Below are 25,461 nucleotides of genomic sequence, written 5' to 3' on the forward strand. Positions count from 1 at the left end.
GGGCTGGCTGCACGAGTACAACCACCACCGGCCCCACAGCGCCACCGAGCGGCGACCCCCGATCACCCGCTTGACCAACCTGTCCGGTCAGTACAACTAGGACGCGCTGACGCTCAGGTCAGGGTCGCCCGCACCTTCGCCGCCCCGTCGACCATCGCCCGCAGCTTCGCCGTCGCGACGGCCGTCGGCAGGTTCCGCAGCCCGCAGTCGGGGTTGATCACCAGCCGCTCGGCGGGCACGAACTCGAGCGCGCGCCGGATGCGCGCCTCGACGGTCTCGGGCGTCTCGACCGTCCGCGACTTGACGTCGACGACCCCCAGCCCGATCGCGCGGTCCCACCCGGAGCGCTCGATCACCGGGAGATCCTCGTCGCCCTTGCGCGCGAACTCCAGCACGAGCTGGTCGACGCGGGCGTCGAGGACCGCGGGGAACAGGAAGTCGTAGTGCCCCTCCCACAGCGGGCGGGCGTAGCGGTTGCCGTAGCAGACGTGCAGCGCCCAGCTCACGTCCACGTCGCGGGTGACGATGTTGATCGCCTCGACGGCGAGCCCGACCTGCTCGGGGTAGCCGGCGAGGAACGGCTCGTCGATCTGCAGCAGCGTCGCGCCCGCGTCGCGCAGGGCGCCGGCGGCCTCGGCGAGCACGTGGGCGATCGCGCGCACGAGGTCGGCGTGCCCGCCATCGGTGGTGACGCGCCGGGCCAGCGAGAACGGCCCCGTGAAGGAGAACTTCACCGGCCGGTCGGTGCGGGCGCGCGTGAACGCGAAGTCGGCGTCGAGGCCCAGGCCCGGCGCGGTGGCCGGCGGGCGGGGCGTCGCCGCGACGCGGGCGTCGTAGTAGTCGTAGTAGAAGTCCTTGCCGGTCTGCGGGATCGCGATGCCGGGGATGCGCGCGAGCAGGTAGTCGACGTCGTTGTCGCGGCGCAGCTCGCCGTCGGAGACGATGTCGATCCCGGCGAGCTCCTGCTCCTTGATCGCGGCGGTGACCGCGCAGTCGTGGATCTCGTCGAGCTGGGTGCGGCTCATGCGGCTGCGGAACCAGTCGGTCTTGAGGCGCTCGAGCCAGTCGGGGACCGGCCAGGAGCCGACGACGGCGGTCGGGAGGAGTGTGTCCATGGTCAGTCCCTCACCTGGGCGGTCATCGTGACGATGTTCGTGCCGGTCCGGTGGGCGAACGGCGCGTAGGAGACGTCGAAGCCGCGGCGCCGGCCGATGTGGGCGAGCAGCGGGCCGTTCACCCAGTTCACGACCGACCCGTCGTACTTGCCGGGCCCGCGGAACCCGTTGCGGTAGGCGCCGACGTCGCGGGCGAACAGGTCGTGGCAGACGAGCTTGCCGAAGGGGTGGAGCAGCCCGATGGTCTCGGTGAAGCTCGCGACCGCGCCGTTGCTGACGTGCATGCGGACGTCGGCGCCGGACTCCAGCAGCGGGCGCAGCGCCTCGCCGGTGACGGTGGGCGAGAGCTCGTAGAGGTCGAGGCCGGCCAGGCCCGCGTAGCGCTCGGCGAGGCGTACCGCCGACCACACCCGCCGCCAGAACGCGACGGCGGCGTCGGGGCTCGCGACGTGGTCCGGGCGCGCCTCGGCCAGCAGGGTCGGGCCGAGGCGCAGCAGCGTCGACACCAGGCCGGGCAGCTGGTCGGACCGCGCGTTGACCGAGGCGGCGATCTCGGCGGCGTCGTCGGCGGGCAGGTAGGCCCGCGACTCGACGACGTAGGTGCGCCCGCCCAGCTGCGCGACCTCGTCGGTCGGCAGGTTGTCGTAGACGTTCGAGATGTAGATCAGGAACACCCGGAACTGCAGGAACGCCAGCACCGAGCGCGGCTTGCAGGCGTCGACGACGAAGGCGCTGACGTGCTCGGCGTGGTCGGCGACGGTCTCGCGGGCGAGGTCGAGGACGTGCTGCGAGTAGTCGCACATGAGGTAGTGCAGGCGGCGGTAGTAGCCGCGTCCGTGGCGGGCGTCCATCTCCCGGAGCTCGTCGAGGAAGACCCGGGCCTGCGCGCCGTTGCCGACGCCGATCTCGACGACGTAGAGCTCGGGCGGGAGCGCGCCCCGGTCGGCGAGCCCGTCCCAGACGGCGAACAGCTCGCCGATGATCCCGCGGGCGGCGTCGCGGTTGCGGGCGTCGGTCTCGCCGCCCGGCAGGGCCTGCTCGTACGTCTGGCCCGTCGCCTTCTCCCACTGCTCGAGCGCCGTCCAGTACAGGGCGTTGAAGCCCCAGATGCAGCTCTGCCGCGTCGGTGCCCAGTCCTCGAGGAAGACGTCCCCGGCGGTCCGGCCAGACAAGACCTCGCGGGTGCGTTCCCGCAGGTCGACTCCCGGTGCGCGGCGCACGTCGACGGCGACCTCGACGTCGTCGTCGCGCACGCCCTCGGGCACGGGGGCGTCCGGTTCGCCCTCTTCGATGGGTCGAGCTCCGCTTCGCTCCGTCTCCCGACGGATGGGCCGGACCTCCACGACGTCGCGGAAGTTCTGCTTGTACTGCACCCAGTCGCAGACCACGCGCACCCGGGACAGGTCGGTCCCGCTCTCGCCGAGCGCGCCCACCACCGGGCCGAGCGACTCGTCGATCGTCACCGGGCTCGTGGGGCTGCTCAGGCGGGCGTGCGGGCGGAAGTCGACGAGCATGCGCGTCTCCTCGGACAGGGGCCGTCTGCTTGGCAGCCTCCTGCCCGGGAGTGACGCGCGTCATCGTCGTCGACGACAGGAAACGGCCACTCAGCCTTGTGGTCGCGCACGAAGCATCCGGGCGCCTCCGCCCGCGAGACTCGCGGACATCCCCTGATGCTCCCGGAGGTCTGATGGACGACGACGACGCCGTGCGCCGGCTCCTGGCGGACTTCAGCATCGAGGTGACCCCGCGCGAGACCGCGGCGCTCGACGAGGCGGCGACGGTGCTCGCGCCGGGCACGCGCGTGTACGTCACCGACCTCGCGGGCGTCGACCTGCAGCGCGCGCTCGACGCGGCCGCGCGCATCCGGGAGCGGGGCCTGCGGCCGGTGGTGCACCTGGCCGTCCGTGCCATCCCGGACCTCGCGGCGCTGGACCGGGCGCTCGGGCGCCTGGTCGACGCGGGCGTCGAGGATCTCCTGCTCATCGCCGGGTCGCGCGAGCCGGCCGGGGAGCTCGAGAACACCTCACAGGTCCTCGAGTCCGAGGTGTTCGCGCGGCGCGCGTTCGCGAGCATCGGCGTCGCCGGCCATCCCGAGGGCAACCCGGGCGTCGACGAGGGCGCCGTCGACCTCGCCCTGGCCAGCAAGGACAAGCTCGCCCGCGAGGACGGGCTGCCGCTCTACGTCGTCACCCAGTTCGGCTTCGCCGCCGACCCCGTCCTCGGGTGGGAACGCCGGATGCGCGACGCGGGGATCACGCTGCCCGTGCGCGTCGGGCTCCCGGGCCTGACGTCGCCGGCGCGACTGGTGAAGTTCGGTCTGTCGTGCGGCGTCGGGCCCTCGCTCGCGGTGCTGCGCAAGCAGACCGGCAGCGTGCTGAAGCTGGCCACGGCGACCTACCGGCCGACCGACACCGTGCGCGGGCTCGCCCGCGCCGTCGCCGCCGACCCGGAGAGCCTCATCGCGGCGGTGCACTTCTTCCCGTTCGGCGCCGTGGTGCCCACCGCGCGCTGGGCCACTACCGGACAGAAGGATGGACTGGGCGCGGAGCGCACCTGACCATGAGCCCGTGACCACGAAGGATTCGCCGGCGACGACCACCGGGGGCCCGCCGCCCTGGGTCCTGCGCCTGCTGAGCATGACGACCTACGTCGGCATCGTCGGCTTCGTCGTCGCCGAGATCGTGCAGATCGCGCAGTACGGCACCGAGGGCCTGCTCGCGGCGTCGCTGCTCAATGCCCTGGCGTGGATCGTCGGCGTCAACGCGATCATCACCGGCTCCGGGCACCTCGTGATGCCCGACCCGATCGCCGACTCCATCGGCTGGCCGCGCGGGAGCCCGTTCCAGTGGGAGGTCGGGCTCGCCGGCCTGCTCATCGGCGTCCTCGGAGTGCTGGCGCCCGGGTTCGACCGCGGCTTCCAGCTCGCGACGGTCATCGCGTTCTCGATCTTCTTCCTGGGTGCGGCGGTCGGGCACGTGGTCCAGCGGTTCCGCGCGAAGAACACCGAGCCCGGCAACACCGGCTTCATCTTCTGGTTCGACATCGTCGCGCCGCTGGTCGTGATCGCCCTCTACGTCGCGACCTGAGGCAGCGCGCGGCGCAGGGCGTCGAGCTCGGGGGCGAGGAAGCCGTCTCCGGGGTCGTCGAGGTCGGTCAGTGCCTCCAGGATCGCGTCCGCCCGCTCGCCGGTGATCCACGGCGTCGCGGGGTGCTCGGGGGTGCGCGTGGCGTCGACCGCCCAGCACGCCGCGAGCGCCCGGTGCGCCACGCCGCGGGTCGCGTCGAGCGCGGGCCACCAGACGGTCGTGTCGACGGTGTGGCCGACGGGCGCGGCGTCGCTGTCGTGGTGGGCGTCGGCGAGCGCGAGGATCCGCTGGTTGAGGTCGCGGCGCGCCTCGCGGGCGGCCGGGCTCGTGGTGGTCGCGTCGGCGAGGTGCGGGACCACGCGGGCGACGTCGCGCAGCGTCGCGGCGATGAGGGTGGCCGGGCCCGGACGGGCGGCCCCGGGCACGACCAGCAGGAACACGAGGACGCCGATCGCGACGCCGACGGCGGTGTCCAGGCCGCGGGCGAGGAGCAGCGCGCCGAGGTCGGACGGGTGGCCGGCGCTGCCGATGGTCAGCGCGATCGGGGTGACGACGACGACCCCGAGCCCGTAGTTGCGCGGCATCGCCAGCTGGATCGCGGCCTGGAGCACGGCGATGGTCAGCGCCAGGGCGACCCCGGACGGCTGCGCCGACAGCACGGCGGCCGCGAGCAGGAGCCCGATCCACGTGCCGGCCAGGCGCAGCGCGGCCCGCTCGAGGGTGCCGGTCCAGCCGAGGCCCTGGCACAGGACGAGGACGGCGGCGGCCACCGCCCAGTACGCGTGGTCGAGGCCCGCGAGCGACCCGACCGCACCGGCCACCAGCGCCGCGATCCCGACCCGCGCGAGCACCGAGCGCCACGGCGACCCCGGCGCCAGCATGTCGCGGAGCACCCGGCGGATGCCGGGACCGCCCAGGGGGACGTCGGCGGTGCCGACCGGGCGGGGCACGGCCGGCGGGTGCGCGACGGTGCCGGCGAGCGTCCGGAGCCGCTCGGCGGCGTGCGGGTCGACGGGGCGTCCCTCGTCGTGGGCGCGGATGCCCTCGGCGAGCAGGCCGTGCAGGTCGAGGGCGAGCGCGCGCAGGCGTTCGAGCGTGCCGGGGGTGCGCGCCCGCAGGGGCTGCTGGCCGACGAGCACGACCCAGCACGCGTGCATCGCGCGCGCCGCGCGGTCCCGTGCCTCCGGGTAGCGGTCGGTCCCGACGGCGTCGAGCAGCGCCGACACCGCCGCCGCGCCGGCGGCGACCGTCGCCTTCTCCGGGCTCCGCAGGCCCGCCAGGGCGCCGACCATGTGCGCCACCCAGGCGAGCGCGCCGCCGGCGAGGACCAGCAGCCCGAGACGCCACGGCTCGGCGGCCGCGCCGGGGATCGCCGTGCTCGTGGCCCCGGCGAGCACGAACATGTAGGCGCCGGGCGGGCCGGTGTCGAAGGCCTGGCAGAGGGCCGTGGCGACGACCGCGATGACCGCGACCACCACGATCGACACCCACACCGACGACTCCGCCAGCGCGCCGATCGTCACCACCAGCGCGAACGCGAGCGCGATCGTGGCCAGCTCGATCGCCCGGTACCGGTAGGGCCGCCCGTTGCCGTAGAGCGCGGTGAAGGCGCCGATGCTCGCGGTCAGGCCGGCGGGGACGGCGCCCACCGACCAACCGACGAGGACCACCCCGCCCGCGCATGCGCCGGCGCGCACCGCGTCCCACCAGTCGAACCGGCCCTCGCGCAGCCGCACGAGGTCCCGCGCGAACGCCCGCCAGGAGGTGGCCACCCGCCCACCCTAGGAAGCGCTCAGCGCCGCGTCCGGTGCTTCGGCAGCACCACGCTGACGGCGAGCATCCAGAGCAGGCCGCCGAAGCGGACCACCGGCAGCACCGGCGACACCGCGGGCACGACCAGCGTGAGCGCCGCGACGACGCCGAGCACGGCGATCACGAGCCCGACCACGCCCAGCCAGCGCGGCAGCAGGCCCAGCACCATCCCGGGCACCGCCACCCCGGCGACGAGCAGCGCGAAGGGCGTCGCGAACCCGGCGGCGCCCGCCGCGAAGCCCAGCTGCGCGAGCGCCCCGGCCACCCCCGCGTCCCCGGCGGGCGCGACCGCGATCGCCGTGGCGCCGACCGCCCCGCTCGCGAGCATCGCCCCCGCGGCCAGCAGCCCGCCGGCGAGCGCGATCACCGGCCCGGCGACGCGCGCGCCGAGCACGTGGAGGCGCTGGTACACGGCCGCGGTCCACACCGCGAGCGGCGCCGCGGACGCGAAGAGCAGCACCGTCGCGATCGCCCCGCCGACGCCGCTGGCCTGCTGGAGGGCGAGCGCCGTCTCGGGCGCGGCTCGGGGGCGCGGTCCGGCGTAGAGCGCGGCGCCGACCACCGTCAGCACCCCGTAGGCGAGCGCCGGGATCCACAGCGGCGGGCCGCCCGTGCCCCGCCGGTCCGTCGTCGCCGCGGACGTGTCGGCCGCCGTCGTGGCCATGGTGACCATCTCCGTCTCCCGTGTAATCGTGACAAAGTGTAACGATCCTCAGGAGGGAAGGGTTTGTCAAACGGCTGTCGAGAACCCGGGATCGGCTCCGTCCCCGGGGCGTGCGCGACCACGCGGGTCGCGACCGACAGCACCGGAGACCGCCATGGACCAGCACGAGATCGACGAGGAGCTCGCCGCGACCGGAGCGCAGGAGCTGCTCACGACCACGGCCGCCGCCCACCTCGCCTACGTCGGCGAGGACGGCACGCCGCGGGTGATCCCCGTCGGCTTCCACTGGACCGGCTCCCAGGTCGTCATCGCCACGGCCACCACGTCCCCGAAGGTCGCGGCCCTCGCCGCCCGCCCGGACGTCGCCGTCTCCATCGACGCCGGCATGACACCCAGCGGCGCGCGGGCCCTGTCGCTGCGCGGGCGGGCCGAGGTCACGATCGTCGACGGCGTCGTCCCGGAGTACCTCGAGATGTCGCGGCTCACGATGGACCCCGACGCGGCCGCCGCGTTCGAGCAGGCCGTCCGCGGCATGTACGAGCAGATGGCGCGCATCGCGATCACCCCGACCTGGGCGCGCTTCTACGACTTCGGCGCCGGGCGCATGCCGCGCTTCCTGCGCGAGCGCGCCGAGAAGTCGTCCGCGTGACGGCTCGAGGTCAGGCGCCCGGCGGGTCGTCGAGGAAGTCGGCGGTCGGGACGAAGTACAGGTTGCCGGTGATCGCCGTGGAGAAGTCGAGGATCCGGTCGTGGTGGCCCTCGGCGGTGCCGACGAACATGTTCTGCAGCATCTGCTCGAGCACCGCGGGGTCGCGGGTGTAGCCGACGAAGTAGGTGCCGAACTCGTCGGTGCCGACGTGCCCGAACGGCATGTTGAACCGCAGGATCTCCTTCTCGTCGCCGTTCTCGTCCTCGATGACGTTCAGCGCGATGTGCGAGTTCGGCGGCTTCCGGTCGTCGGACATCTCGATGTCCTGGAGCTTGGTCCGCCCGATGGCGTCCTCCTGCTCCTCGGTCGAGAGCGCGTCCCAGCCGTCCATGTCGTGCAGGTACTTCTGGGTGACGACGTAGCTGCCGCCCGCGAACGCCGGGTCCTCCTCGCCGATGAGCACGGCCGTGCGCGCGGCGTTGCCCTCGGGGTTCTCGGTGCCGTCGACGAACCCCAGCAGGTCGCGCTCGTCGAAGAACCGGAAGCCGTGCACCTCGTCGACCACCCGCGCGTGCGGGCGCAGCCGGTTGCGCAGCAGGTGCGCCAGCTCGAAGCACATGTCGAGGCGGTGCGCGCGCAGGTGGACGAGGAGGTCACCGGGCGTCGACGGCGCGTGGTGGGCGCCGTGCAGCTCGCGGAACGGGTGCAGGCTGCGCGGCCGCGGACCGTCGAAGAGGCGGTCCCACGCGGCCGACCCGATCCCGATGACGCAGGTCAGCTCGCCCTCGGGGAGCCGGAACCCGACCGAGCGCCGCAGGCCCGAGACGTCGCCCAGCACGCCGCGCACGCCGTCCTCACCGCCGGGCTCGATCACCAGCGTGAGGAAGATGGACGCCTCGGTGAGCGGGGTCAGCACCGCCTGGGGCTCCGCGGAGCTCGAGGGGCGGGCGTCGATGGTCGAGCTCCGCTGCGCTCCGTCTCCCTGGCTCATGCCCTCACCCTGCCCCATCGTGTTTCCTGACGACCATGACGCTCGTCGACGACTTCGCCCGCCCGCGCCCCGTCCCCGACAACCTCGTCCCGGACCTCACCGGGGTGAACGCCTTCGCGGGGGACAAGGCGGCGGCGGGCGTCGTCGACCGCCACGCGCCCTGGGCCCGGGAGCGGGCGGAGGCGCTGGGCGCGCGGGTGTGGGACCCGCGCGTGCTCAAGGCCGCGCGCGACGCCCAGCGCCACGTCCCCGAGCTGCGCACGCTCGACCGGCTCGGCCACGAGGTCGGCGACGTCGACTTCCACCCCGCCTACCACGAGCTCATGGCGCTGGGCTTCGGCTCCGGCGTGCACTCGCTGGCCTGGACCGCTGAACAGCCGGGTGCCCACGCCGCCCGCGCCGTGCTGTCGTACCTCTGGAACCAGATCGACGGGTCCACCGCGTGCCCGCTCGGCATGGCGTACGCGTCGATCCCGGTCCTGCGGAGCCAGCCCGAGCTCGCGCCGTGGGCCCGCGCGGTGGCCGTCGAGGGCTACGACCCCGCCGACGTCCCGATCACCGCCAAGTCCGCCGGCACCATCGGCTACTTCATGACCGAGAAGCACGGCGGGTCGGATCTGCGCGCCAACGTCACCGTCGCGCGTCCCGTCGGCCGGCGGGGTCCCGGCGAGACGTACCTGGTCAACGGGCACAAGTGGTTCGCCTCGGTGCCGATGGCCGACTGCTACCTCACCGTCGCCCAGACCGAGGGCGGCGTGTCCTGCCTGTTCGTCCCGCGCCGGCGCGCGGACGGGAGCCTCAACGGCGTCACGGTCAAGCGCCTCAAGGACAAGCTGGGCAACCGCGCCAACGCCTCGTCGGAGATCGAGTACCACGACGCCGAGGCCGTCCTCGTCGGCGAGGAGGGCAAGGGCGTCCGGACGATCCTGTCGTCGGCGGAGTACACGCGCCTCGACTTCGCGGTCGGCTCCGCCGGCCTGATGCGGGCGGCCCTGTCGCAGGCGCTGCACCACAACGACCGGCGCACCGCCTTCGGCGCGCCCCTCGCGGCGCTGCCGATCCAGGCGCCGGTGCTCGCCGACCTCGTGCTCGAGTGGGCCGGCGCCGCGCACCTCGCGTTCCGGGTGGCCCGCGCCGAGGACTCCCACGACGACGTCTCCGAACGCCTGGTCAGCCGCCTGCTCACGCCCGTCGCGAAGTTCTGGAACTGCCGGCGGGTCGCGGGCGTCACCGAGGAGGTCATCCAGGCGATCGGCGGCAACGCCTACATCGAGGAGCACGACTGCCCGCGCTACTACCGGGAGGCGCCGCTCAACGCGATCTGGGAGGGCACCTCGAACATGATGGTCATGGACGTCGGCCGCGTCCTGGCCCGTGAGCCCAAGGCCATCGAGCCCGTCGTCGACGAGATCCGTCCCGCGGCGGCCGAGCACCCGCTGCTCGCCGACGCGCTCGCCGAGATCGAGGAGCTCGTCATGACCCCGGACGACACCGCCCGCTACCTCGTCACGAAGATCGCGCTCGCGACGCAGGCGGCGCTGCTCGTGCGCGAGGCGCCGACGGTCGTCGCCGAGGCGTTCATCGCCTCCCGCCTCGGCTCCGGCTGGGGGCCGGGCTACGGGACCCTGCGCGGCCTCGACTTCCCGGCGATCATCGACTACGGCCGCCTCTGAGAGAGGTCCCCGCGGGCGCTGGAACGAGACCGCGCGCCGGAGGAGCATCCCCGGACATGGCGACGGTCAGCGTGCGGTACATCGTCGACGACGTCGATGCCGCCATCGCGTTCTACTGCGGACGACTGGGCTTCCACGAGGACATGCACCCCGCCCCGGCGTTCGCGATGCTCTCGCGGGGCGACCTCCGGCTCGTCCTCTCCGCGCCCGGCGGTGGCGGAGGCGGCGGGCAGGCGATGCCCGACGGAACCGTGCCGCGCCCGGGCGGGTGGAACCGCTTCACGCTCGAGGTCGACGACCTCGAGGGCCTCGTCGCGGAGCTGCGCGGCGCGGGCGCGCGGTTCCACAACGACATCGTCACCGGCGTCGGCGGCCGCCAGATCCTCGTCGAGGACCCCTCCGGCAACCCCGTCGAGCTCTTCGAACCGACCCGTCCGGAAGCGCGTCTCTGAGGTCAGAGCGCGGCCAGCAGCATCGCCAGGAACGAGGCCTGGTCGGCGGGGGAGACGTCCGGCGGCCGCGGGGCGGCGGCCACCCAGGTCGCGACCTGCAGCGTCCGCAGCTCGGCCATCGCGTCGAGCTCCTCGTCGGACGGGGCGTCGGGGTAGAGGTCGAGCGCGCGGCGGTCGGCGGGGTCCGGGCGCAGGTTGGCGACGTCCCACGCCCGCGGCCCGCGGCAGGTGTCCTCGAGGTCCGCCCAGAGCAGGCCGTCGCGGGTCGGGATGACGTTGCCGGCGAAGACGTCGCCGTGCAGCGGCTGCCACGGCTCCGGCGGGTGGGCGATCAGCGGGCGCAGGCGCTCGTGGGCGTCGTGCAGCGTCCGGACCTGCACCGCGTCGAGCGGGCCGGGGTCGCGGGCGAGCACGTCGAGGCAGAGCGGGATGTCGTGCGTGGGTCCGGCGAGCACCGGGAGCTCGCCCGGGAACGTCGCCAGCGCCGCGTGCAGCTCCGCGAGCGCGGGCGCGAGGTCCCGCTCGGTGACCTCCGCGTCCGGTCGCGCCGCCACGTACTCCCAGAAGGTGACGGTCAGCCCGTCCCGGACGTGCGGACCCGGGGGCAGATCGCCGCTCAGCGGGACGACGGCGGCACCCACCGACTGCAGGTGCCGCACGACCTCGACCTCGCGGGCCCGCCACGCCGTGCCCGGGCGCAGCACGGCGTAGAGCGTCGGGACGCGCGCGACGACCGGGCTCGGCCGCAGGTGCACGACGGTGCTGTAGCCGTCGGCGAGGACGACCGGGTCGTCGCAGCGCACGCCGTGCTCGGCGGCGACGGCGGTGGCCGCGGCGATCGCGCGAGCGGTGAGGTCCACGCCGACGATCATGGCGCACGCCGCCGTTCGGGACGAACCGGACGGATCGAGCGGCTAGCCCGTCGTCGTCTCCAGGGCGTCGGCCAGGATGTCGAGCCCGAGGTGCAGGTCGGCCTCGGTGATCGTCAGCGGCGGCGCCATCCGGATCACGCCGCCGAGCCCGGGCAGCTGGACGATGTTGACGTGCAGGCCGTGGCGCAGGCACTCGGCGGTGAGCTCGTGGTTCAGCGCGAGGTCCGGTGTGCGGCTCGCCTTGTCCCGGACCAGCTCGACGCCCTGGAGCAGGCCGCGTCCGCGCACGTCGCCGACCTGCTCGTGGCGGGCGCGGAGCTCCCGCAGTCGCCGCGTCATGTCGTCGCCCAGCACGCGAGCTCGTTCGGCCAGCCCGTCGCGTGTGACGACCCGCAGCACCGTGTGCGCCACCGACGCGGCGAGCGGGTCGGAGACGTGGGTCGTGTAGAAGAGGAAGCCCCGCTCGTGGCACGTCTGCTCGATCTCGGGCGACGTCACCACGGCGGCGACGGGCAGCCCCGCGCCGAGGGTCTTCGACAGGGTCAGCAGGTCGGGGGCGACGCCGTCGCGCTCGAACGCGTACATCGTGCCGGTGCGCCCGACCCCGGTCTGGGCCTCGTCGAGGATCAGCAGCATGCCCCGCTCGTCGCACTTCTCGCGCAGCCGCGCCAGGTAGCCGGGCGGGAGCTCGATGATGCCGCCCGAGGACAGGATCGGTTCGACCATGCAGGCCGCGAGGCTGCCCCCCGACTGCCGGTCGACCAGCTCGAAGCCGAAGTCGAGCTCGGTCTCCCAGTCGTGGGTGCCGTCGGCGTGCCGGAAGGGTGAGCGGTAGGCGTCGGGCGTCGGCAGCGCGAGGTTGCCGGGGATCGGCGGGCCGTACCCGCGGCGGCCGGCCGAGAACGTCGCCGCGGCGGCGCCCGAGGTCATCCCGTGCCAGGAGCGGTCGAACGAGACGATCTCGAAGCGGCCGGTGGCGAGCTTGGCCATCTTCAGAGCGGCCTCGTTGGACTCCGCCCCGGTGCTGACGAGCATCACCTTGGACAGCGGGGCGGGCAGGGTGCCGGCCAGGGCCGCAGCGAACTCGAGCAGCGGCGGGCTGAGCATGCCGCTGTGCAGGTGGTCGAGCGTCGCGGCGGCGTGGCTGATCGTCTCGACGACCTCGGGGTGCGAGTGGCCCAGCACCGAGCTCATCTGCCCCGAGGTGAAGTCGAGGATCTCGGCGCCGTCGCGGGTGGTCACCCGCGAACCGGCGGCCCGCTCGACGAGGTCCGCCGCGAACGGGACGCCGTAGCGGACGAGGTGCTCGCTGAAGTCCGACACGCCGTCGAGCGTGAGGGCCGTCTTGTCCTAGGTCAAGGGGTGGACCGGCTGCTCACCTCGGCTCGCCATCTCCTCCATGACCTCGCCGACCATGCGGATCGAGCCCTCGTCGAGGACGTTGCCGAACTCGACGACCGTGGTGTCCTCGGCGGCGCCCCGGCCGAGCGCGGGGTCCTCGCTGGGCACGACGAGCACCGTGAGGTCGGCGGGGACCTCCTCGTCGTGGGGCACGACGACGACGTCGGCGAGGCCCGCCGAGCGGAGCCAGTCGCGGACCTGCTCGGCCTGGTGGGCCGTCGAGTACCGCACGCCGACCCGCGCGCCCGCGGGGAGGTCGGCGACCCGCGCCAGGGTCCGGACGTGCGGCGCGACGACGACGGCGACCGTCTCGACGTCCCGCTGCGCGAGGTGGGCCCAGCGGCGGACCTCGGCGAGGTGGAAGAACGTGGTGACGACGAGGTCGCGGTCGGCGGTCGTCGCGTCGAGCTCGTCGATCAGGCTCGGACGGACCTCGGTGTGCAGGCGCCGGCTCAGCTCCTTCGCGAAGGCCTCGGCGCGCTCGGGGTTGCACTCGACGAACACGGCGCGGACCTCGGTCGCCGCCCGGCGCGCGAGGTCGAAGGCGAGATCGCGGACCTCCTCGGGGGACAGGCCGGTGCGCACGGCGGCACGGACGGCGTCGGCGAGATCTGTTGCTCGGGGGCGGCGCGCCGGCTGGGGTGGCTGTTGCGCGACCGCCGTCCCGCCGCCGGCCCGGGTCTCGAGCACGCCGAGTTCCCGCAGCGTGGCGTAGGCCCGGGACACGGTGTTGCGGTTGACCCCGAGGCTGTCGGCGAGCCGGCGCACCGTCGGGAGGCGCTCGCCGGCCGGCAGCCCGCCGCCGTCCACCAGTGAGCGGATCTGCTCGACGATCTGCCGGTACACCGGGGTGTCCGACGTCGCGTCGAGACTGAGGTCGGGCATGCGCCCAGACTGCCATTGTCCTGGGACAACGTGCGCCAGGACCCGTCACGTGGGCACCCGTGGTCGTCCGCCGGGGCGAGGTCGTCGGGCCGGGTCGATGAACCAGGGCGGGGTGAACCAGGGCCGGCCGTTGATCATCTGGATGGTCCAGTGGCCGTGGTGGAGCAGCTGGTGGTGGTGGCGACACAAGAGGCACATGTTGTCGAGCGCGGTCGCTCCGCGGTGCTGGAGCCATTCTCGGACGTGGTGGGCTTCGCAGCGTCGCGGTCGGCGTGTGCAGCCGGGGAAGGCGCAGCCGCCGTCGCGGTGGTTGAGGGCGCGGCGGATGGCGTCGGGGGCGGTGCGTTGTGTGCGTCCGACGTCGAGGGGTTCTGATTTCGCTCCGAGGACCATGGGGATGATCTCGGCGTCGCAGGCCCATCGTCGGACCGTGGCGGCGTCGACGTGGTGGCCGGAGTCCAGGGTGCCGTAGCCACGCTTGTCCCTCAGTGCCTCGCACAACCACCGGTGGTCGATGGTGATGGTGAGCAGGGCGCGTCCCGGGCGCTCGGTCCAGCCCGGGGAGGTCTCGGCTGATTCGGGACGCCGCGGCTCGGGGATCAACGCCAGCGGCGCCTCGCCCGTCTCGTCACCGGCGGCGTCGGCGTCGGCGTCGCTCGCTTCGGGGGCGGGATCGGCCGGCGTGTCGCTCGGTGGCGCTGAGCCGTCGGCGGCGTTGGCCGGCGCGCCCGGGTCGTCGTCGTCGGCCCCCTCCGGGGCGTCGTGTTCTCGGCGGGCGTCGGTGGCCAGGCCGCGCGGTCCTCGCGCGTCCTGGGTGAGGTCCTTGAACGCATCGGCCTGACGCCGTTCGAGGGAGCGTTCGTCGTCGGCGCCGGCTCGCGCGGAGAGCACCCCGAACACCTCGACGGTGGCTTCGGCGTCGAGCGGGTCGTGCAGGGTGCCCTTGAAGGTCAGCGAGCCGTCCTTGCGGCGCAGGAACCGCAGCTCGTCGCGGGTGTTCTCGCCCTCGGGTGGGGCGGCGCCGTCGGGGTCGTAGCCGTCGACGAAGGCCTTGGCGAGCTTGCGCAGCATCTGCGGTGGCAGCTCCTGCGCCTTCTCCGCGAGGGTCGCCTCCACCCCGGCCAGCTCATCGGGTGGTGGTGGCGTCGAGAGCCCCGACAGGTGCTCCATCGTGTCCCGGATGATCTTGACGTGCGCCGGGTCGATCACCCCCGCCGCCAGCGCCGCCCCGGTGCACGGGAGCCGGGCGGGCAGCGCCTCGCCCAGCAGCGAGCGTCGGGCACACAGGTCCTCGGCCTCGGCCACCAGCCGCTTGGCGTCGGCGAAGTCGAGGTTGTCCCGATCGGCGATCAGCGACTCCGTGGACCGATACCTCGTGTGCTCGGCGACGCCGAGCTCGTCGAGCGCGGCGATGCTCTCGAGGCGCTGGAAGTAGGCCCGACGCTGAGCGAGCACGCTGGCCGAAGCGCGGCCGAGCGCGTCGCGCTCTGCCACCCCCGCCACGTATTCGCTCATGTGTTCGAATGTAGACCCGACCCCCGACAACGCCGGGCCGGTTTCGCTGAGATCGCCTCAGCGAATTCCGCGACCAGCACTTCTCGCAGCCGGACCACCTTGTCGATCATGTGCAACGTGCCCCTCGCGGAATGAGTGATTCCGGCGAAGGGCGCCCCTCGCCCGCCCTCTTCGAGCGAAGGTGCCCTTCGCTCAGCATCGCGGGGCTCGCCCCTTTGATCGGCAGCGCCCGGTCGTCCCCGTCGGGCAGGGTCGCGATCACGATCTACAGCTCGCCCGAGGGCGCCGCGGTCGTCGAAGCCCCGTACCGCGCCGCGCTCGCGGCGTGGCCGACCGAGAGCGATGAGTTCCGGGCTCCGCGCCCGTCCACCTCCCGACGCACTCCCGCGAGGAAGGAATCCTGATGGCCATGACCGCCGCCGACACCGCCACGATCTTCGCCGCGACCCGGGTCGAACGCGCGGCGCTCGTCGACGATCTCGCGGGCCTCTCGGACGCGCAGTGGGCGACGCCGTCGCTGTGCGATCGCTGGACGGTCGAGGAGACCGTCGCCCACCTCACCGCGGCGGCGAGCATCGGTCCGTGGCGCTGGATGCGCAGCGTCCTGGGCGCCCGGTTCGACTTCGACCTGCACAACGACCGGCGCCTCGCCGAGCACCGCGGTGCGACGCCGGTCGAGACCCTCGCGCGGTTCCGGGCGATCACCGACAGCACGACCTCGACGTGGGGCCCGAAGCAGGCGTGGCTCGGCGAGGTCGTGGTGCACGGTGAGGACGTCCGTCGGCCCCTGGGGCTCGTCCGCACCCCGCCGGTCGAGTCCACGACCGAGGTCGCCCGCTTCTTCGCGAGCCGCGACTTCACCGTGGCGGGCAGGACGGTGTCCGAGGGCCTGCACCTCGCGGCCACCGACGGCCCGTTCACCAGCGGCGACGGACCCGAGGTCACCGGCCCGACGCTGGCGCTCGTCATGGTCATGGCCGGGCGCGCCGCGCACCTCGACGACCTCGACGGCCCCGGCCTGGAGACCCTGCGCGAGCGGCTCTCCTAGACCTCAGCCGTCGTCATCATCGTCGTCCCCGTCGGTGTCCGCGGGCGCCTGCTGCTGCGGCGCCGGCTGCTCGACCTGGCCGCCGGGTGCGGGCTGCTGCACCTGTCCCGGCGCCGGTGCGGGCTGGCCGGGCGCGGGCTGGGCGGGCACGACCTGGCTGGTGCCGGGGCCGCCGCCGTCATCGTCGTCGTCGCCACCGCCGCCCTCGGACTGCGGGAAGCTGAAGACCAGCACCAGTCCGATGATCGCGGCGAGGACCGCGAGGCCCGCTCCGACCCGATCCTTCGTCATCTCCTCGTTCCTTTCACCGGGCCGGGATCAGTCGTCCACCGGGACCTCGCCGAAGAGCACGAGGCTCAGGACGAAGTAGGTGACGTAGATGGCGAGCAGGACGTAGCCGTGCCAGCGGCGCAGCTTCCCGGTGGCCAGGAAGATCGCCGAGAGGATGGTGATGCCGACGAGCACCGGCAGGTGCCAGACCAGCGTGTCGTCGTCGACGAGGATCGCGCCGCCGACGAGCAGGATGATCCCGAGCTTGCCGGTCACCGAGAACACGACGCTGCCGATGACGTTGGCGATGCCGATCTCCGGCGCCCCGCGCCGCGACGGCTCGACCGAGAGCAGGATGTCCTCGAGGGTCAGCGCGAGCGTGGCGATCGTGACGCCGAAGACCGTGCCCTCGATCGCGAACTCCTCGAGGATGCCCTCGGTGCCCTGCCCGGCGATCAGGGCGCCGACGACGAGCCCGATCAGCGCGATGACCGCGAGGACGATCGTGCCCGCGGGCGAGGTCGCGCGGGCCTTGAGGAAGCCCTGGTCGACGCGCAGGTCGGGCGGCAGCTCGAAGCGGTGCGGATGGTCGCCACCGCCGTCGGTGGGCGTGGAAACGGGGCCCTCGTCGCCCTCGCGGGTCAGGGTGGCGGTGGCCGTGCCGCCGCCCGCGCCGACGCCGGCCTTCTCGAGCTGCTCGTAGAGCTCCGCGTTGCGGAACACCGGGCGGCGCGCGGAGTACTCGCGGTAGGCGATCCAGCCGACGAACGCCACGAACAGGACCAGCAGCGCGACGCCGACGCCGACCGACAGCGCGCCGGTGAGCGCGAGCGCGTACATCACGACCGGCGCCGCCGCGAAGAGCACGAGGTAGCTCTTCGGTACGTCGATCTCGCACGGCGCGACGATCGCCATGAGGGCGAGCACGATGCCGGTCATCGCGATCGTCGTGCCGATCACGGTGCCCAGGGCGACCTCGCTGAGGTCCTCGAGGTTCAGCGCGATCCCGAAGGCGAGGTCGTCGAACTCGATCCCGGTGAACACCACCGCGACGAGGAACAGCGACACGGCCCACCGGCTGGCCACACCGACCAGGTAGCCGATCAGCTTCTCCGCGCTGTACACGAGCACCGCGATGCCCAGCACGAACTCGATGATGGGGATCACGGCACCACAGCTCCTCGCGTACGCCGATGTCGCAGAGAGATCGCGTCGCAGGAGATGGTGAAGGTGATCATCCGCGCAATCAACGGGTTGACGTACGTCACAGCGTGTGTATCCATGCGGCCGAACGGCCCTCGGAGGTGTGACGGTGTTCGTCAGCGTGTCCACGGACGGGACGGGCGTGCGGGAAGCGGATGACCTGCAACGACTCCACGTCGCCACCGATCTCGACCCGGGCACGGCCGGTGCGGCGCTGCGTGGCGCCGGGCTCGGCGACGTCGACGCCGACGGCACCGCGCGCCTCGACGTGACCGCGCTGCGCGACCTGGCCCGTGCGGCGGCGACTCGCGAGGACTGGGACGACGCCTGGCGGACGATGATCGACCACGCGATCGGCAAGGGCTGGGTGTCCGACGACGGGCGGACCGTGCAGGCCCACCTCGCCCCGCCGGACTAGATTTTCCGGGTGCCCGAGAATGCGAGTTCGGCGCGCCGAAACAATTCGTGCGGAGTGCCGACGTATCCCTACTCCGTGAGTGCGGTCACCCATTGATGGAAATGCCGCGCGCCATTCGCTAATGTCGACACCAGCGAAGGGGAGTAGCTCCCAACACCGCGGTCGACACACTGACGCCCCGGGCGTCCGGCCACGGCGGCCGCCGGCTCCCGGCGGCGAGCGAGACCTTCGGCGACGACCGGTTGACGCGGGTCGGGCCGAAGAGTGCGCCCTCGGTCCGGCCGACCGAGAGGAGCACGAACCCCCGTGACCGGCTTCCTCGCCGCCACCGCCATCAGCTTCGCCGTCATCTTCGTCGCCGAGCTGGGCGACAAGTCGCAGCTCATGGCGCTGACGTTCGCGACGCGGTTCCGCGCCCTGCCCGTCCTGCTCGGGATCACCGCCGCGACCGCCGTCACGCACGCCGTCTCGGTGGGTGTCGGTTATCTGCTCGGGGCGACGCTGCCGACGTTCTGGATCGCGCTGGTCGCGGCCGTCGCGTTCGTCGTGTTCGGTTTCTGGACGCTGCGCGGTGACAAGCTCACCGACGAGGAGAAGAACAGGAGCAGCGCCACCACGCGGTCGGCGTTCATCGCGGTCGCCATCTCCTTCTTCCTCGCCGAGCTCGGCGACAAGACGATGCTCGCCACCATCACCCTCGCCACCCAGTACCCGGGCACCGCCGGGGTCACGGGCGTGTGGGTCGGCTCGACGGTCGGCATGGTCGCGGCGGACGGCCTCGCGATCGTCGTGGGCCGCTGGCTCGGGCGGAACCTGCCGGAGAAGGCGATCCGGATCGGCGCGGCCGTCCTCTTCTTCGTCTTCGGCGGCTGGCTCGCCATCGAGGCGTTCGTCGGGGCGTGACCTGAGAGGGCATGTCGTTCGACGTGTCCGGGGCGCCGCCGGTCGCACGTCGCGGCCGGGGGTTCTCAGGCTCGCCGGGCCCGCCGGCGGCCGCTCCCTAGCCTCACGCGCCGTGAGCAGACGGACACGAGCCGGCGTGACGGCACGCCCCTGGAGGGCGTGAGCCGTGGGGCGACACCAGACTCTCACCCCCGACGAGCGGGCCGTCCGGAAGGGGCGGCGCCGCGTTCTCGAGGTCCTGGTCGTCGGGCTCCTCGCCGCCGCGTCGCTCGTCCTCGGGGTCGTGTCGCAGGAGGCGCCGACCCCGGACGGGCCGGGCGGGGGCGCGACCGCCGCGCCCGCACCCGATCCGGTCGCCGTCGACCCGGCCGCGTTCCCGGCGGGCGGGTGCGTGCGGCTGGCTCCGAGCGGCCCCGGCCCGGCGGCCACCGTCGCGCTCGACGCGGGGCACGGCGGCCCCGACCCGGGCAGCGAGGGGACCACCGCTGACGGCGACGTGCGCCGCGAGAAGGACCTCACGCTGGCGGTCACCCGGGCCGCCGCCGAGCGCCTGCGCGCCCGCGGGACGACCGTCGTGCTGACCCGCAGCACCGACGCGCTCGGCACCCCGCTCGCCCGCGGCGCGGTGCAGGACGGCGCGCTGACCACCGACGCGAGCCAGCTCGACCTGCTGGGCCGCGTGCGCTGCGCCAACGTCGCCCGCGCCGACGCGCTGGTGTCGGTGCACTTCAACTCGTTCGCCGACGCGGAGGTCGGCGGCACCGAGACGCTCTACGAGCCCGAGCGAACCTTCGCCCGGCAGAACCGCGCGCTCGCGCAGTCGCTGCAGGGCGCGATCCGCGCGCGGCTGACCGCCGGTGGCCACACGCCGCTCGACCGCGGGATCGCCGACGACTCGTCCGGCGCGGAGTCCGGCGGCGGGCACCTCGTGCTGCTCGGGCCGCGCATCCCCGGCTACATCGACCAGCCGAGCGCGATGCCGGGCGCCCTGGTCGAGCCGCTGTTCCTCACCAATCCCGACGATCTCGCGGCGATCGCCGGCCCGGGCGGCACCGACGCGCTGGGGGAGGCGGTCGCGACGGGCGTCGGCGATTACCTGGACGGTGCCCAGCGTCGCTAGCCGTGCGGGTGGCGCACCCGCCCGTGGCGCCGGGAGGGTGTGGGCACCCGGTCCGATGGGGGTAACCGTCGCGGTCAGTGTTGGCGCCGACGGCCCCCGGGGCCGGAGGATGCTGCCGACGTGCACCGCCCGCGAGGAGGAGACGAACCGATGAGCGACCTCGAGGTCGACGTCGTGGTGATCGGCGCCGGGCCGGTCGGCGAGAACGTCGCCGACCGGGCGCACCAGCAGGGCCTGTCCGCGGCGATCGTCGAGTCACGGCTCGTCGGCGGCGAGTGCTCGTACTACGCGTGCATCCCGTCGAAGGCGCTGCTCCGCCCCGTCGACCTGTACGCGGCGACGCAGCGCATGCCCGGCGTGGCCCAGGCCGTGTCCGGAACGGTGGACGCCGCGAAGGTGCTCGCACGGCGCGACGAGTTCGCCGGCGAGGACGACTCGAGCCAGGCCGACTGGCTCTCCGGCGCCGGCATCACGCTGCTGCGCGGGCACGGGCGGATCACCAGCGAGCGCGCGGTCGAGGTGACCCACCACGACGGCACCACGACCTCGGTCGCCGCCCGGTCCGTCGTCGTCGCGACGGGCTCGGTGCCGGTGTACCCACCGGTCGACGGCCTGGACGGCGTCAACGCCTGGACGAACCAGGAGGCGACCCAGGCCAAGGAGGTCCCCGACTCCCTGGTGATCCTCGGCGGCGGCGTCGTGGGCGTGGAGATGGCGACGGCGTTCCGCGGGCTCGGCGCGCGCGTGACGCTCGTCCAGCACTCCGACCGGCTCGTCCCGACCACCGAGCCCGAGGCCGGCCGGCGCCTGCACGCCTCGCTCACTGCGTCCGGCGTCGACGTGCGCCTGTCCACCTCGATGACCGCGGTGCGCCGCGAGGGCGGCCCGGGAGACGCAGCGGAGCGGAGCTCGACCCGAGGAGGGGTCGTGGCGACCCTCGACGACGGCACCGAGGTCCGGGCCGCCGAGCTGCTGGTCGCCGCCGGGCGGAAGCCGGCGACGTCGGACATCGGCCTCGACACCGTCGGGCTCGAGCCCGGCACGCACCTCGCGGCCGACGACACGACGACGGTGCAGGGCGACTGGCTCTACGCCGTCGGCGATGCGAGCACCGGCGCCCAGCTGACGCACATGGGCAAGTACCAGGCGCGCATCTGCGGCGACGTGGTCGTCGCGCGGTCGAAGGGCGCCGAGCTCGGTGGCCGCTACTCGCACCACGCCACGACCGCCGAGCACACCGCCGTCCCGCAGGTGATCTTCACCGATCCGCAGATCGGCGCCGTCGGGCACACCGATGCCGCGGCGCGCGACGCCGGCCTGACCGTCCGCGCCGTGTCCTACGAGATCGGCAGCGTCGCGGGCGGCTCGCTGCAGGCCGACGGGTACGACGGCTTCGCCTCGATCGTCGTCGACACCGACCGGAACGTCATCGTCGGCGCGACCTTCGTCGGCCAGGACGTCGCGGAGATGGTCCACGCGGCGACGATCGCCGTGGTCGGCGAGGTCCCGCTGGAACGGCTCTGGCACGCCGTGCCGTCGTTCCCGACGATGAGCGAGGTCTGGCTGCGCCTGCTCGAGACCTACGGGCTCTGATCCTCCCGCTCCCGCCGCGCCGCCTCCCCGGCCGCCGCGACGAGGTTGACGTAGCCGGTGCAGCGGCAGAGGTTGCCGCGCAGCGCCTCGCGGATGTCGTCCTCGCCGGGGTCCGGGTCGCGGTCGAGCAGGTCGCGCACGGCGAACAGGTGCCCGGGCAGGCAGAAGCCGCACTGGAAGGCGTCGAGGTCCCAGAACGCCTGTTGGACGTGGTCGAGGGTGCCGCGCGGCGAGTAGCCCTCGATCGTCGTGACGTCGGCGCCCTCGGCGGACGCCGCGAGCACCAGGCACGACTTGGTGATCTGCCCGTCCATGCGCACCGTGCAGGCGCCGCAGTCGCCGTTGGCACAGCCGATGTGCGTGCCGGTCATGCCGAGGTTGTCGCGCAGCACGTCGACGAGCAGCTGGCGGTCCTCGATGCGGACGCGCTTCCGGCGGCCGTTGACGGTGAGCGCGAGGTCGCGCTCGGGGGCGGCGTCGGGCTCGACGGCGGTCATGCGTGTGCTCCTTCCCGGAGTTCGGTGAGGGCGCGCCGGGCGACGACCGGGGCGATGCGGGCGCGGTAGTCGCCGGGGGCGAGGACATCGGTCCAGGGCGCGGTGACGGCGGCGGCGACCGCGTCGTCGACGGCGGATCGGGTGGGGTCGGGGATGACGATCCGCAGCGGCCGGGCCTGCACGGCGCCGAGGGTCACCGTCAGCGCATCGCCGTCCTCGATCGCGCTCGCGGTCGCGATCGGCCACGACCCGGTGGCGTGCTTGACCTTGCAGTACCCGCTGCGCGCGACGCCGTCGACGGTCACGGCGGCGACGAACTCGCCGGGACGGCGGTCGATCGACTGCGCACCGAGGAGGAACTCGTCGACGGGGCACTCGCGGGGTCCGTCGGGGCCGTGCAGCTCGACGGTGGCGCCGAGCGCGGACAGCGCGCCCGGCATGTCGGTGCCCGGGAACGCATGGCACAGCGCCCCGACCAGCGTGGCGTGACCGGTGAGCTGGCGCCCGCCGGTCACCCCGCGCGCGACCCGGGGGAGCAGCGGCACGGCCTCGGCGAGCAGCGCCGAGGCGAGCGCGTCGTCATAGGTGACCATCGCGCCGAGGCGCACGCGACCGCCGGTGCGCTCGATGGCACGCAGACCCAGGCCGCGCAGGTCGACGACGTGGTCGAGGTCGACCTCGCCGCGGTGCATGCGCGGCAGCAGCTGGCTCCCGCCGGCGAGAACGGCGACCCGGCCGTGGTGCTCGGCGAGCAGTGCGGCGGCGTCGTCCGGGGTGTCCGGGCGGTGGTAGCGCAGATGGGTGCGGATCACGGGGCACCTCCGGAGACGATCGCGTCGAGCACGACGGGCGGGGTCAGCGGCACCCGGTGGGCGTGCACGCCGAGCGGGCGCAGGCCGTCGTTGACGGCGTTGAGCAGGGCGGCCATCGCGCCGCCGACGCCGCTCTCACCGGCGCCCTTGGTGCCGAGCAGGGTGAACGGCGAGGGCGTGTGCTGGTGCTCGAGCCGGAACGACGGCAGGTCGGGTGCGCGCGGCGTGAGGTAGTGCTTGAAGGTCTCGGCCGCGGGCGCGCCGTCCTCGTCGTAGGGGACCTCCTCCCACAGCGCGCCGCCGATGCCCTGCGCGATCGCCCCGTAGAGCTGGCCGGCGACGAACCCCGGGCTGATCACCACGCCGCAGTCGTCGATCGCCGAGTACTCGAGGACCTCGACGACCCCGGTCTCGGCGTCGACCTCGACCAGGGCGACGTGCGCCGAGTACGGGAAGCTCGGATAGGCCGAGAACCGCCCCTGGTCGTCGGGGACGTGGTGGAAGTTGTGCGGCAGGTCGATGCGGGTGACCTCGAGCAGCGGCTGGTCGAGCCCGGGCGCCGCGAGCCCGCGCCGGTAGATCGTCTCGGCGAGCTCGGCGAACGTCAGGGACGTCTCCGGGGCGGTGCGCGAGACGACGGCGCCGTCGCGGAACTCGAAGTCGGCGGCGTCGGCGTCGAGCAGCGCGGACGCGGCGTCGGCCATCCGTTCCCGCAGCTCACGGGCCGCGAGCACCGCCGCGGCGCCGCCGGTGGCGAGGCTGCGGCTGGTGAAGTTGCCGAAGCCGTAGGGGCACGAGTCGGTGTCGCCCTGGGTGACGCCGACGGCCTCGACCGCGATCCCGAACTCGCGGGCGACGAGGTGGGCGATCGAGGTCTCGTTGCCGGTGCCCGGGCTGGTCACGCCGGTCAGCACCGACACGGCACCGCTGGGGTGCACGCGCACGGTGGAGGTGTCGAAGCCGCGCACGAAGCTGCCGGCGAAGTCGCCGCCCTCGGGCGTGAGCTCGAAGCCGATCCCGACGCCGAGGTGGCGGCCCTGCGCCAGCGCGGCCGCCTGGCGCTCGCGCAGGGCGTCGTAGCCGGCGAGCGCCAGCGCCTTGTCCAGCGCCGCCGCGTACTCGCCGGAGTCGAGGTGCTTGGCGGCGGTCCAGAACGGAAAGGCCTCGGGCGGGATGAAGTTGCGCCTGCGCACCTCGGCGGGGTCGATCCCGCGGTGTTCGGCGACGAGGTCCATGATCCGTTCGAGGGCCATCGCGGCCTGTTCCTTGCCGTAGCCGCGGAACCCGTTCCAGGGCGCCTTGTTGGTCACGACCGGCACGGACTCGATCGCGTAGTCGGCGATCCGGTACGGCCCGGGGAACGTCATCCCGGCCGGGAACGTCATGCTCCACCCGCCCCAGGGGGCCAGGCAGCCGATGTTGCCGACGATCCTGTCGGACAGCCCGAGCACGACGCCGTCGTCGTCGAAACCGACCTCGAAGCGGTGGGTGAACTCGCGCGCACCGACGAGCAGGCAGTCCTTGCGGGTCTCGATCCACTTCACCGGCGCGTCGGCGAGCCTCGAGAGCAGGCAGACCAGCGGCTCCTCGCCGTAGCCGTTGAACTTGTGCCCGAAGCCCCCGCCCATGCGGGTCGCGACCACGCGGACGCGGTCCTCGGGGACCCCGAGGGTCGTCGCGAGGTTGGTCCGCAGCGGGTGTGGGTTCTGGGTCGACGCCCACAGCGTGAGCCGTCCGCCCGGCTCCCATTCCGCGACGTAGCCGCGGGTCTCCATCGGCGCGACGTGCTGGCGCCCGACCCGCAACTCGTCGCGGATGACGTGCGGCGCGGCGGCGATCTTCGCGGCCGCGTCGCCCTCGGCGAACGGGAAGAGCCCGAGGCGGTTGTCGCCCCACTCCTCGAAGAGCACGGGGGCGTCCTCGCGCAGGGCCTCGTCGGCGTCGAGCACGGCCGGCAGCGGCTCGTAGTCGACGACGATGTCGTCCAGCGCGGCCTCGGCCGCGGCGAGGCTGGTGGCGACGACGGCGGCGACCGGCTCGCCGACCCAGCGCACCCGGTCGGTGGCCAGGCAGCGGAACTCGGTAGTCCTGCACCCCACGATCGAGGGCTCGAAGAAGTGCGGCAGCGGTGTCGCGAGGTCGACGGCGTCGGCGCCGGTCAGCACGACCTCGACGTCCGCCCGTTCCCGGGCCCGGGTGGCGTCCACCCCGCGGATGAGCGCGTGCGGGTGCGGGCTGCGCAGGATCGCGGCGTGCATCAGCCCGCGGGGCGCGATGTCGTCGACGAACCGGGCCCGGCCCGTGAGCAGCAGGTCCCCGTCGCGGCGCAGCGGCTGGTGACCGTCGGTCTCGTGCAGGTCCGGGGCGCCCGGAGGCGGGTCGGGGACCGTGTCCGGCTCGGCCGCCGTGCGCAGGGAGTGCGGCGGCGTGGGGGTGGTGGTCATCGCGAGCTCCCCGGGCGTCGTTGCCTACCGTCCAGGCG

24 protein-coding genes are annotated in these 25,461 nt (G+C 73.8%); 10 read left to right on the forward strand and 14 right to left on the reverse strand.

The genetic code is table 11. The features are described 5' to 3' along the window. Positions 1-113: 113 nt before the first annotated feature. Positions 114-1,115, reverse strand: coding sequence for a uroporphyrinogen decarboxylase/cobalamine-independent methonine synthase family protein (locus EV188_RS00005; protein WP_133824216.1), 1,002 nt, complete (start codon positions 1,113-1,115; stop codon positions 114-116). Between the two features lie 2 nt (positions 1,116-1,117). After that, positions 1,118-2,629, reverse strand: a complete 1,512-nt coding sequence (locus EV188_RS00010) for a hypothetical protein (protein ID WP_133824217.1) — start codon at positions 2,627-2,629, stop codon at positions 1,118-1,120. Positions 2,630-2,802: 173 nt separating this feature from the next. Here EV188_RS00010 and EV188_RS00015 point away from each other — a divergent pair, with 173 nt between their 5' ends. Both EV188_RS00015 and EV188_RS00020 read left to right on the forward strand, forming a co-directional pair. Beyond that, positions 2,803-3,672, forward strand: coding sequence for a methylenetetrahydrofolate reductase (locus EV188_RS00015; RefSeq protein ID WP_133824218.1), 870 nt, complete (start codon positions 2,803-2,805; stop codon positions 3,670-3,672). Positions 3,673-3,682: 10 nt separating this feature from the next. After that, entirely contained in the window at positions 3,683-4,201 is a 519-nt protein-coding gene (locus EV188_RS00020) for a DUF6790 family protein (RefSeq protein ID WP_208113921.1), read from the forward strand. Here the strand turns inward: EV188_RS00020 and EV188_RS00025 are convergent. Together EV188_RS00025 and EV188_RS00030 are read right to left on the reverse strand one after the other, a co-directional pair. Further along, positions 4,186-5,973 (reverse strand): FUSC family protein, encoded by a 1,788-nt coding sequence (locus EV188_RS00025; protein WP_133824219.1) that lies wholly within the window; start codon positions 5,971-5,973, stop codon positions 4,186-4,188. The genes EV188_RS00020 and EV188_RS00025 overlap by 16 nt on opposite strands. A gap of 20 nt (positions 5,974-5,993) precedes the next feature. Continuing rightward, positions 5,994-6,677, reverse strand: coding sequence for a DUF4386 domain-containing protein (locus EV188_RS00030; RefSeq protein ID WP_133824220.1), 684 nt, complete (start codon positions 6,675-6,677; stop codon positions 5,994-5,996). A gap of 154 nt (positions 6,678-6,831) precedes the next feature. On the opposite strand from EV188_RS00030, the gene EV188_RS00035 reads away from it, so the two are divergent. Further along, complete coding sequence (locus EV188_RS00035; RefSeq protein ID WP_133824221.1) at positions 6,832-7,326, forward strand: pyridoxamine 5'-phosphate oxidase family protein; 495 nt, start codon at positions 6,832-6,834, stop codon at positions 7,324-7,326. A gap of 10 nt (positions 7,327-7,336) precedes the next feature. On the opposite strand, the gene EV188_RS00040 is transcribed toward EV188_RS00035, so the two are convergent. Beyond that, the gene (locus tag EV188_RS00040) at positions 7,337-8,317 is read right to left on the reverse strand and encodes a Dyp-type peroxidase (RefSeq protein ID WP_133824222.1); all 981 of its coding nucleotides are present in this window, start codon (positions 8,315-8,317) and stop codon (positions 7,337-7,339) included. Between the two features lie 35 nt (positions 8,318-8,352). Between EV188_RS00040 and EV188_RS00045 the strand changes: the two genes are divergently transcribed. Beyond that, positions 8,353-9,990: an acyl-CoA dehydrogenase family protein gene (locus EV188_RS00045; RefSeq protein WP_133824223.1), complete on the forward strand. Its 1,638-nt coding sequence runs from the start codon at positions 8,353-8,355 to the stop codon at positions 9,988-9,990. 56 nt (positions 9,991-10,046) lie between these two features. Next, the gene (locus tag EV188_RS00050; protein ID WP_133824224.1) at positions 10,047-10,442 is read left to right on the forward strand and encodes a VOC family protein; all 396 of its coding nucleotides are present in this window, start codon (positions 10,047-10,049) and stop codon (positions 10,440-10,442) included. A 2-nt stretch (positions 10,443-10,444) separates the two neighbouring features. Here EV188_RS00050 and EV188_RS00055 read toward each other — a convergent pair whose 3' ends face one another. The 4 genes from EV188_RS00055 to EV188_RS00070 are packed head-to-tail and all read right to left on the reverse strand — an operon-like array spanning position 10,445 to position 15,115. After that, the gene (locus EV188_RS00055) at positions 10,445-11,302 is read right to left on the reverse strand and encodes a phosphotransferase family protein (RefSeq protein WP_133824225.1); all 858 of its coding nucleotides are present in this window, start codon (positions 11,300-11,302) and stop codon (positions 10,445-10,447) included. Between the two features lie 54 nt (positions 11,303-11,356). Then, complete coding sequence (locus tag EV188_RS00060; protein WP_133824226.1) at positions 11,357-12,637, reverse strand: aspartate aminotransferase family protein; 1,281 nt, start codon at positions 12,635-12,637, stop codon at positions 11,357-11,359. Positions 12,638-12,664: 27 nt separating this feature from the next. Continuing rightward, positions 12,665-13,600 carry a GntR family transcriptional regulator gene (locus EV188_RS00065; protein WP_133824227.1) on the reverse strand — a complete coding sequence of 312 codons (936 nt, stop codon included), beginning with the start codon at positions 13,598-13,600 and terminating at the stop codon, positions 12,665-12,667. A gap of 45 nt (positions 13,601-13,645) precedes the next feature. After that, positions 13,646-15,115, reverse strand: coding sequence for an HNH endonuclease signature motif containing protein (locus EV188_RS00070; RefSeq protein WP_133824228.1), 1,470 nt, complete (start codon positions 15,113-15,115; stop codon positions 13,646-13,648). A gap of 403 nt (positions 15,116-15,518) precedes the next feature. On the opposite strand from EV188_RS00070, the gene EV188_RS00075 reads away from it, so the two are divergent. Then, on the forward strand, positions 15,519-16,163 hold the full coding sequence (locus EV188_RS00075) for a maleylpyruvate isomerase family mycothiol-dependent enzyme (RefSeq protein ID WP_133824229.1): 645 nt from the start codon (positions 15,519-15,521) through the stop codon (positions 16,161-16,163). A 3-nt stretch (positions 16,164-16,166) separates the two neighbouring features. Here the strand turns inward: EV188_RS00075 and EV188_RS00080 are convergent, their stop codons facing one another. Continuing rightward, positions 16,167-16,454, reverse strand: coding sequence for a hypothetical protein (locus EV188_RS00080; RefSeq protein WP_133824230.1), 288 nt, complete (start codon positions 16,452-16,454; stop codon positions 16,167-16,169). 27 nt (positions 16,455-16,481) lie between these two features. Further along, on the reverse strand, positions 16,482-17,600 hold the full coding sequence (locus EV188_RS00085; protein ID WP_133824231.1) for a sodium:calcium antiporter: 1,119 nt from the start codon (positions 17,598-17,600) through the stop codon (positions 16,482-16,484). A 145-nt stretch (positions 17,601-17,745) separates the two neighbouring features. Here EV188_RS00085 and EV188_RS00090 point away from each other — a divergent pair, with 145 nt between their 5' ends. From EV188_RS00090 to EV188_RS00105, 4 genes are all read left to right on the forward strand, one after another. Continuing rightward, on the forward strand, positions 17,746-18,054 hold the full coding sequence (locus EV188_RS00090) for a hypothetical protein (RefSeq protein ID WP_208113922.1): 309 nt from the start codon (positions 17,746-17,748) through the stop codon (positions 18,052-18,054). A 306-nt stretch (positions 18,055-18,360) separates the two neighbouring features. Beyond that, complete coding sequence (locus tag EV188_RS00095) at positions 18,361-18,957, forward strand: TMEM165/GDT1 family protein (protein ID WP_133824233.1); 597 nt, start codon at positions 18,361-18,363, stop codon at positions 18,955-18,957. 166 nt (positions 18,958-19,123) lie between these two features. Then, complete coding sequence (locus EV188_RS00100; protein WP_133824234.1) at positions 19,124-20,077, forward strand: N-acetylmuramoyl-L-alanine amidase family protein; 954 nt, start codon at positions 19,124-19,126, stop codon at positions 20,075-20,077. Positions 20,078-20,227: 150 nt separating this feature from the next. Next, positions 20,228-21,670 (forward strand): dihydrolipoyl dehydrogenase family protein, encoded by a 1,443-nt coding sequence (locus EV188_RS00105; protein ID WP_208113923.1) that lies wholly within the window; start codon positions 20,228-20,230, stop codon positions 21,668-21,670. Here EV188_RS00105 and EV188_RS00110 read toward each other — a convergent pair. The 3 genes from EV188_RS00110 to EV188_RS00120 are packed head-to-tail and all read right to left on the reverse strand — an operon-like array spanning position 21,658 to position 25,423. Further along, entirely contained in the window at positions 21,658-22,167 is a 510-nt protein-coding gene (locus EV188_RS00110; protein ID WP_133824235.1) for a (2Fe-2S)-binding protein, read from the reverse strand. The two genes, EV188_RS00105 and EV188_RS00110, sit on opposite strands and share 13 nt — an antisense overlap. Then, a complete protein-coding gene (locus EV188_RS00115; RefSeq protein ID WP_133824236.1) occupies positions 22,164-22,979 on the reverse strand; it encodes an FAD binding domain-containing protein in 816 nt (271 codons plus the stop codon). The genes EV188_RS00110 and EV188_RS00115 overlap by 4 nt, the downstream gene beginning before the upstream one ends. Next, entirely contained in the window at positions 22,976-25,423 is a 2,448-nt protein-coding gene (locus EV188_RS00120; RefSeq protein ID WP_133824237.1) for a xanthine dehydrogenase family protein molybdopterin-binding subunit, read from the reverse strand. The genes EV188_RS00115 and EV188_RS00120 overlap by 4 nt, the downstream gene beginning before the upstream one ends. Between the last annotated feature and the right edge of the window lie 38 nt (positions 25,424-25,461).

The sequence above is a fragment of the Actinomycetospora succinea genome (genome assembly GCF_004363095.1).
Taxonomy (GTDB): domain Bacteria; phylum Actinomycetota; class Actinomycetes; order Mycobacteriales; family Pseudonocardiaceae; genus Actinomycetospora; species Actinomycetospora succinea.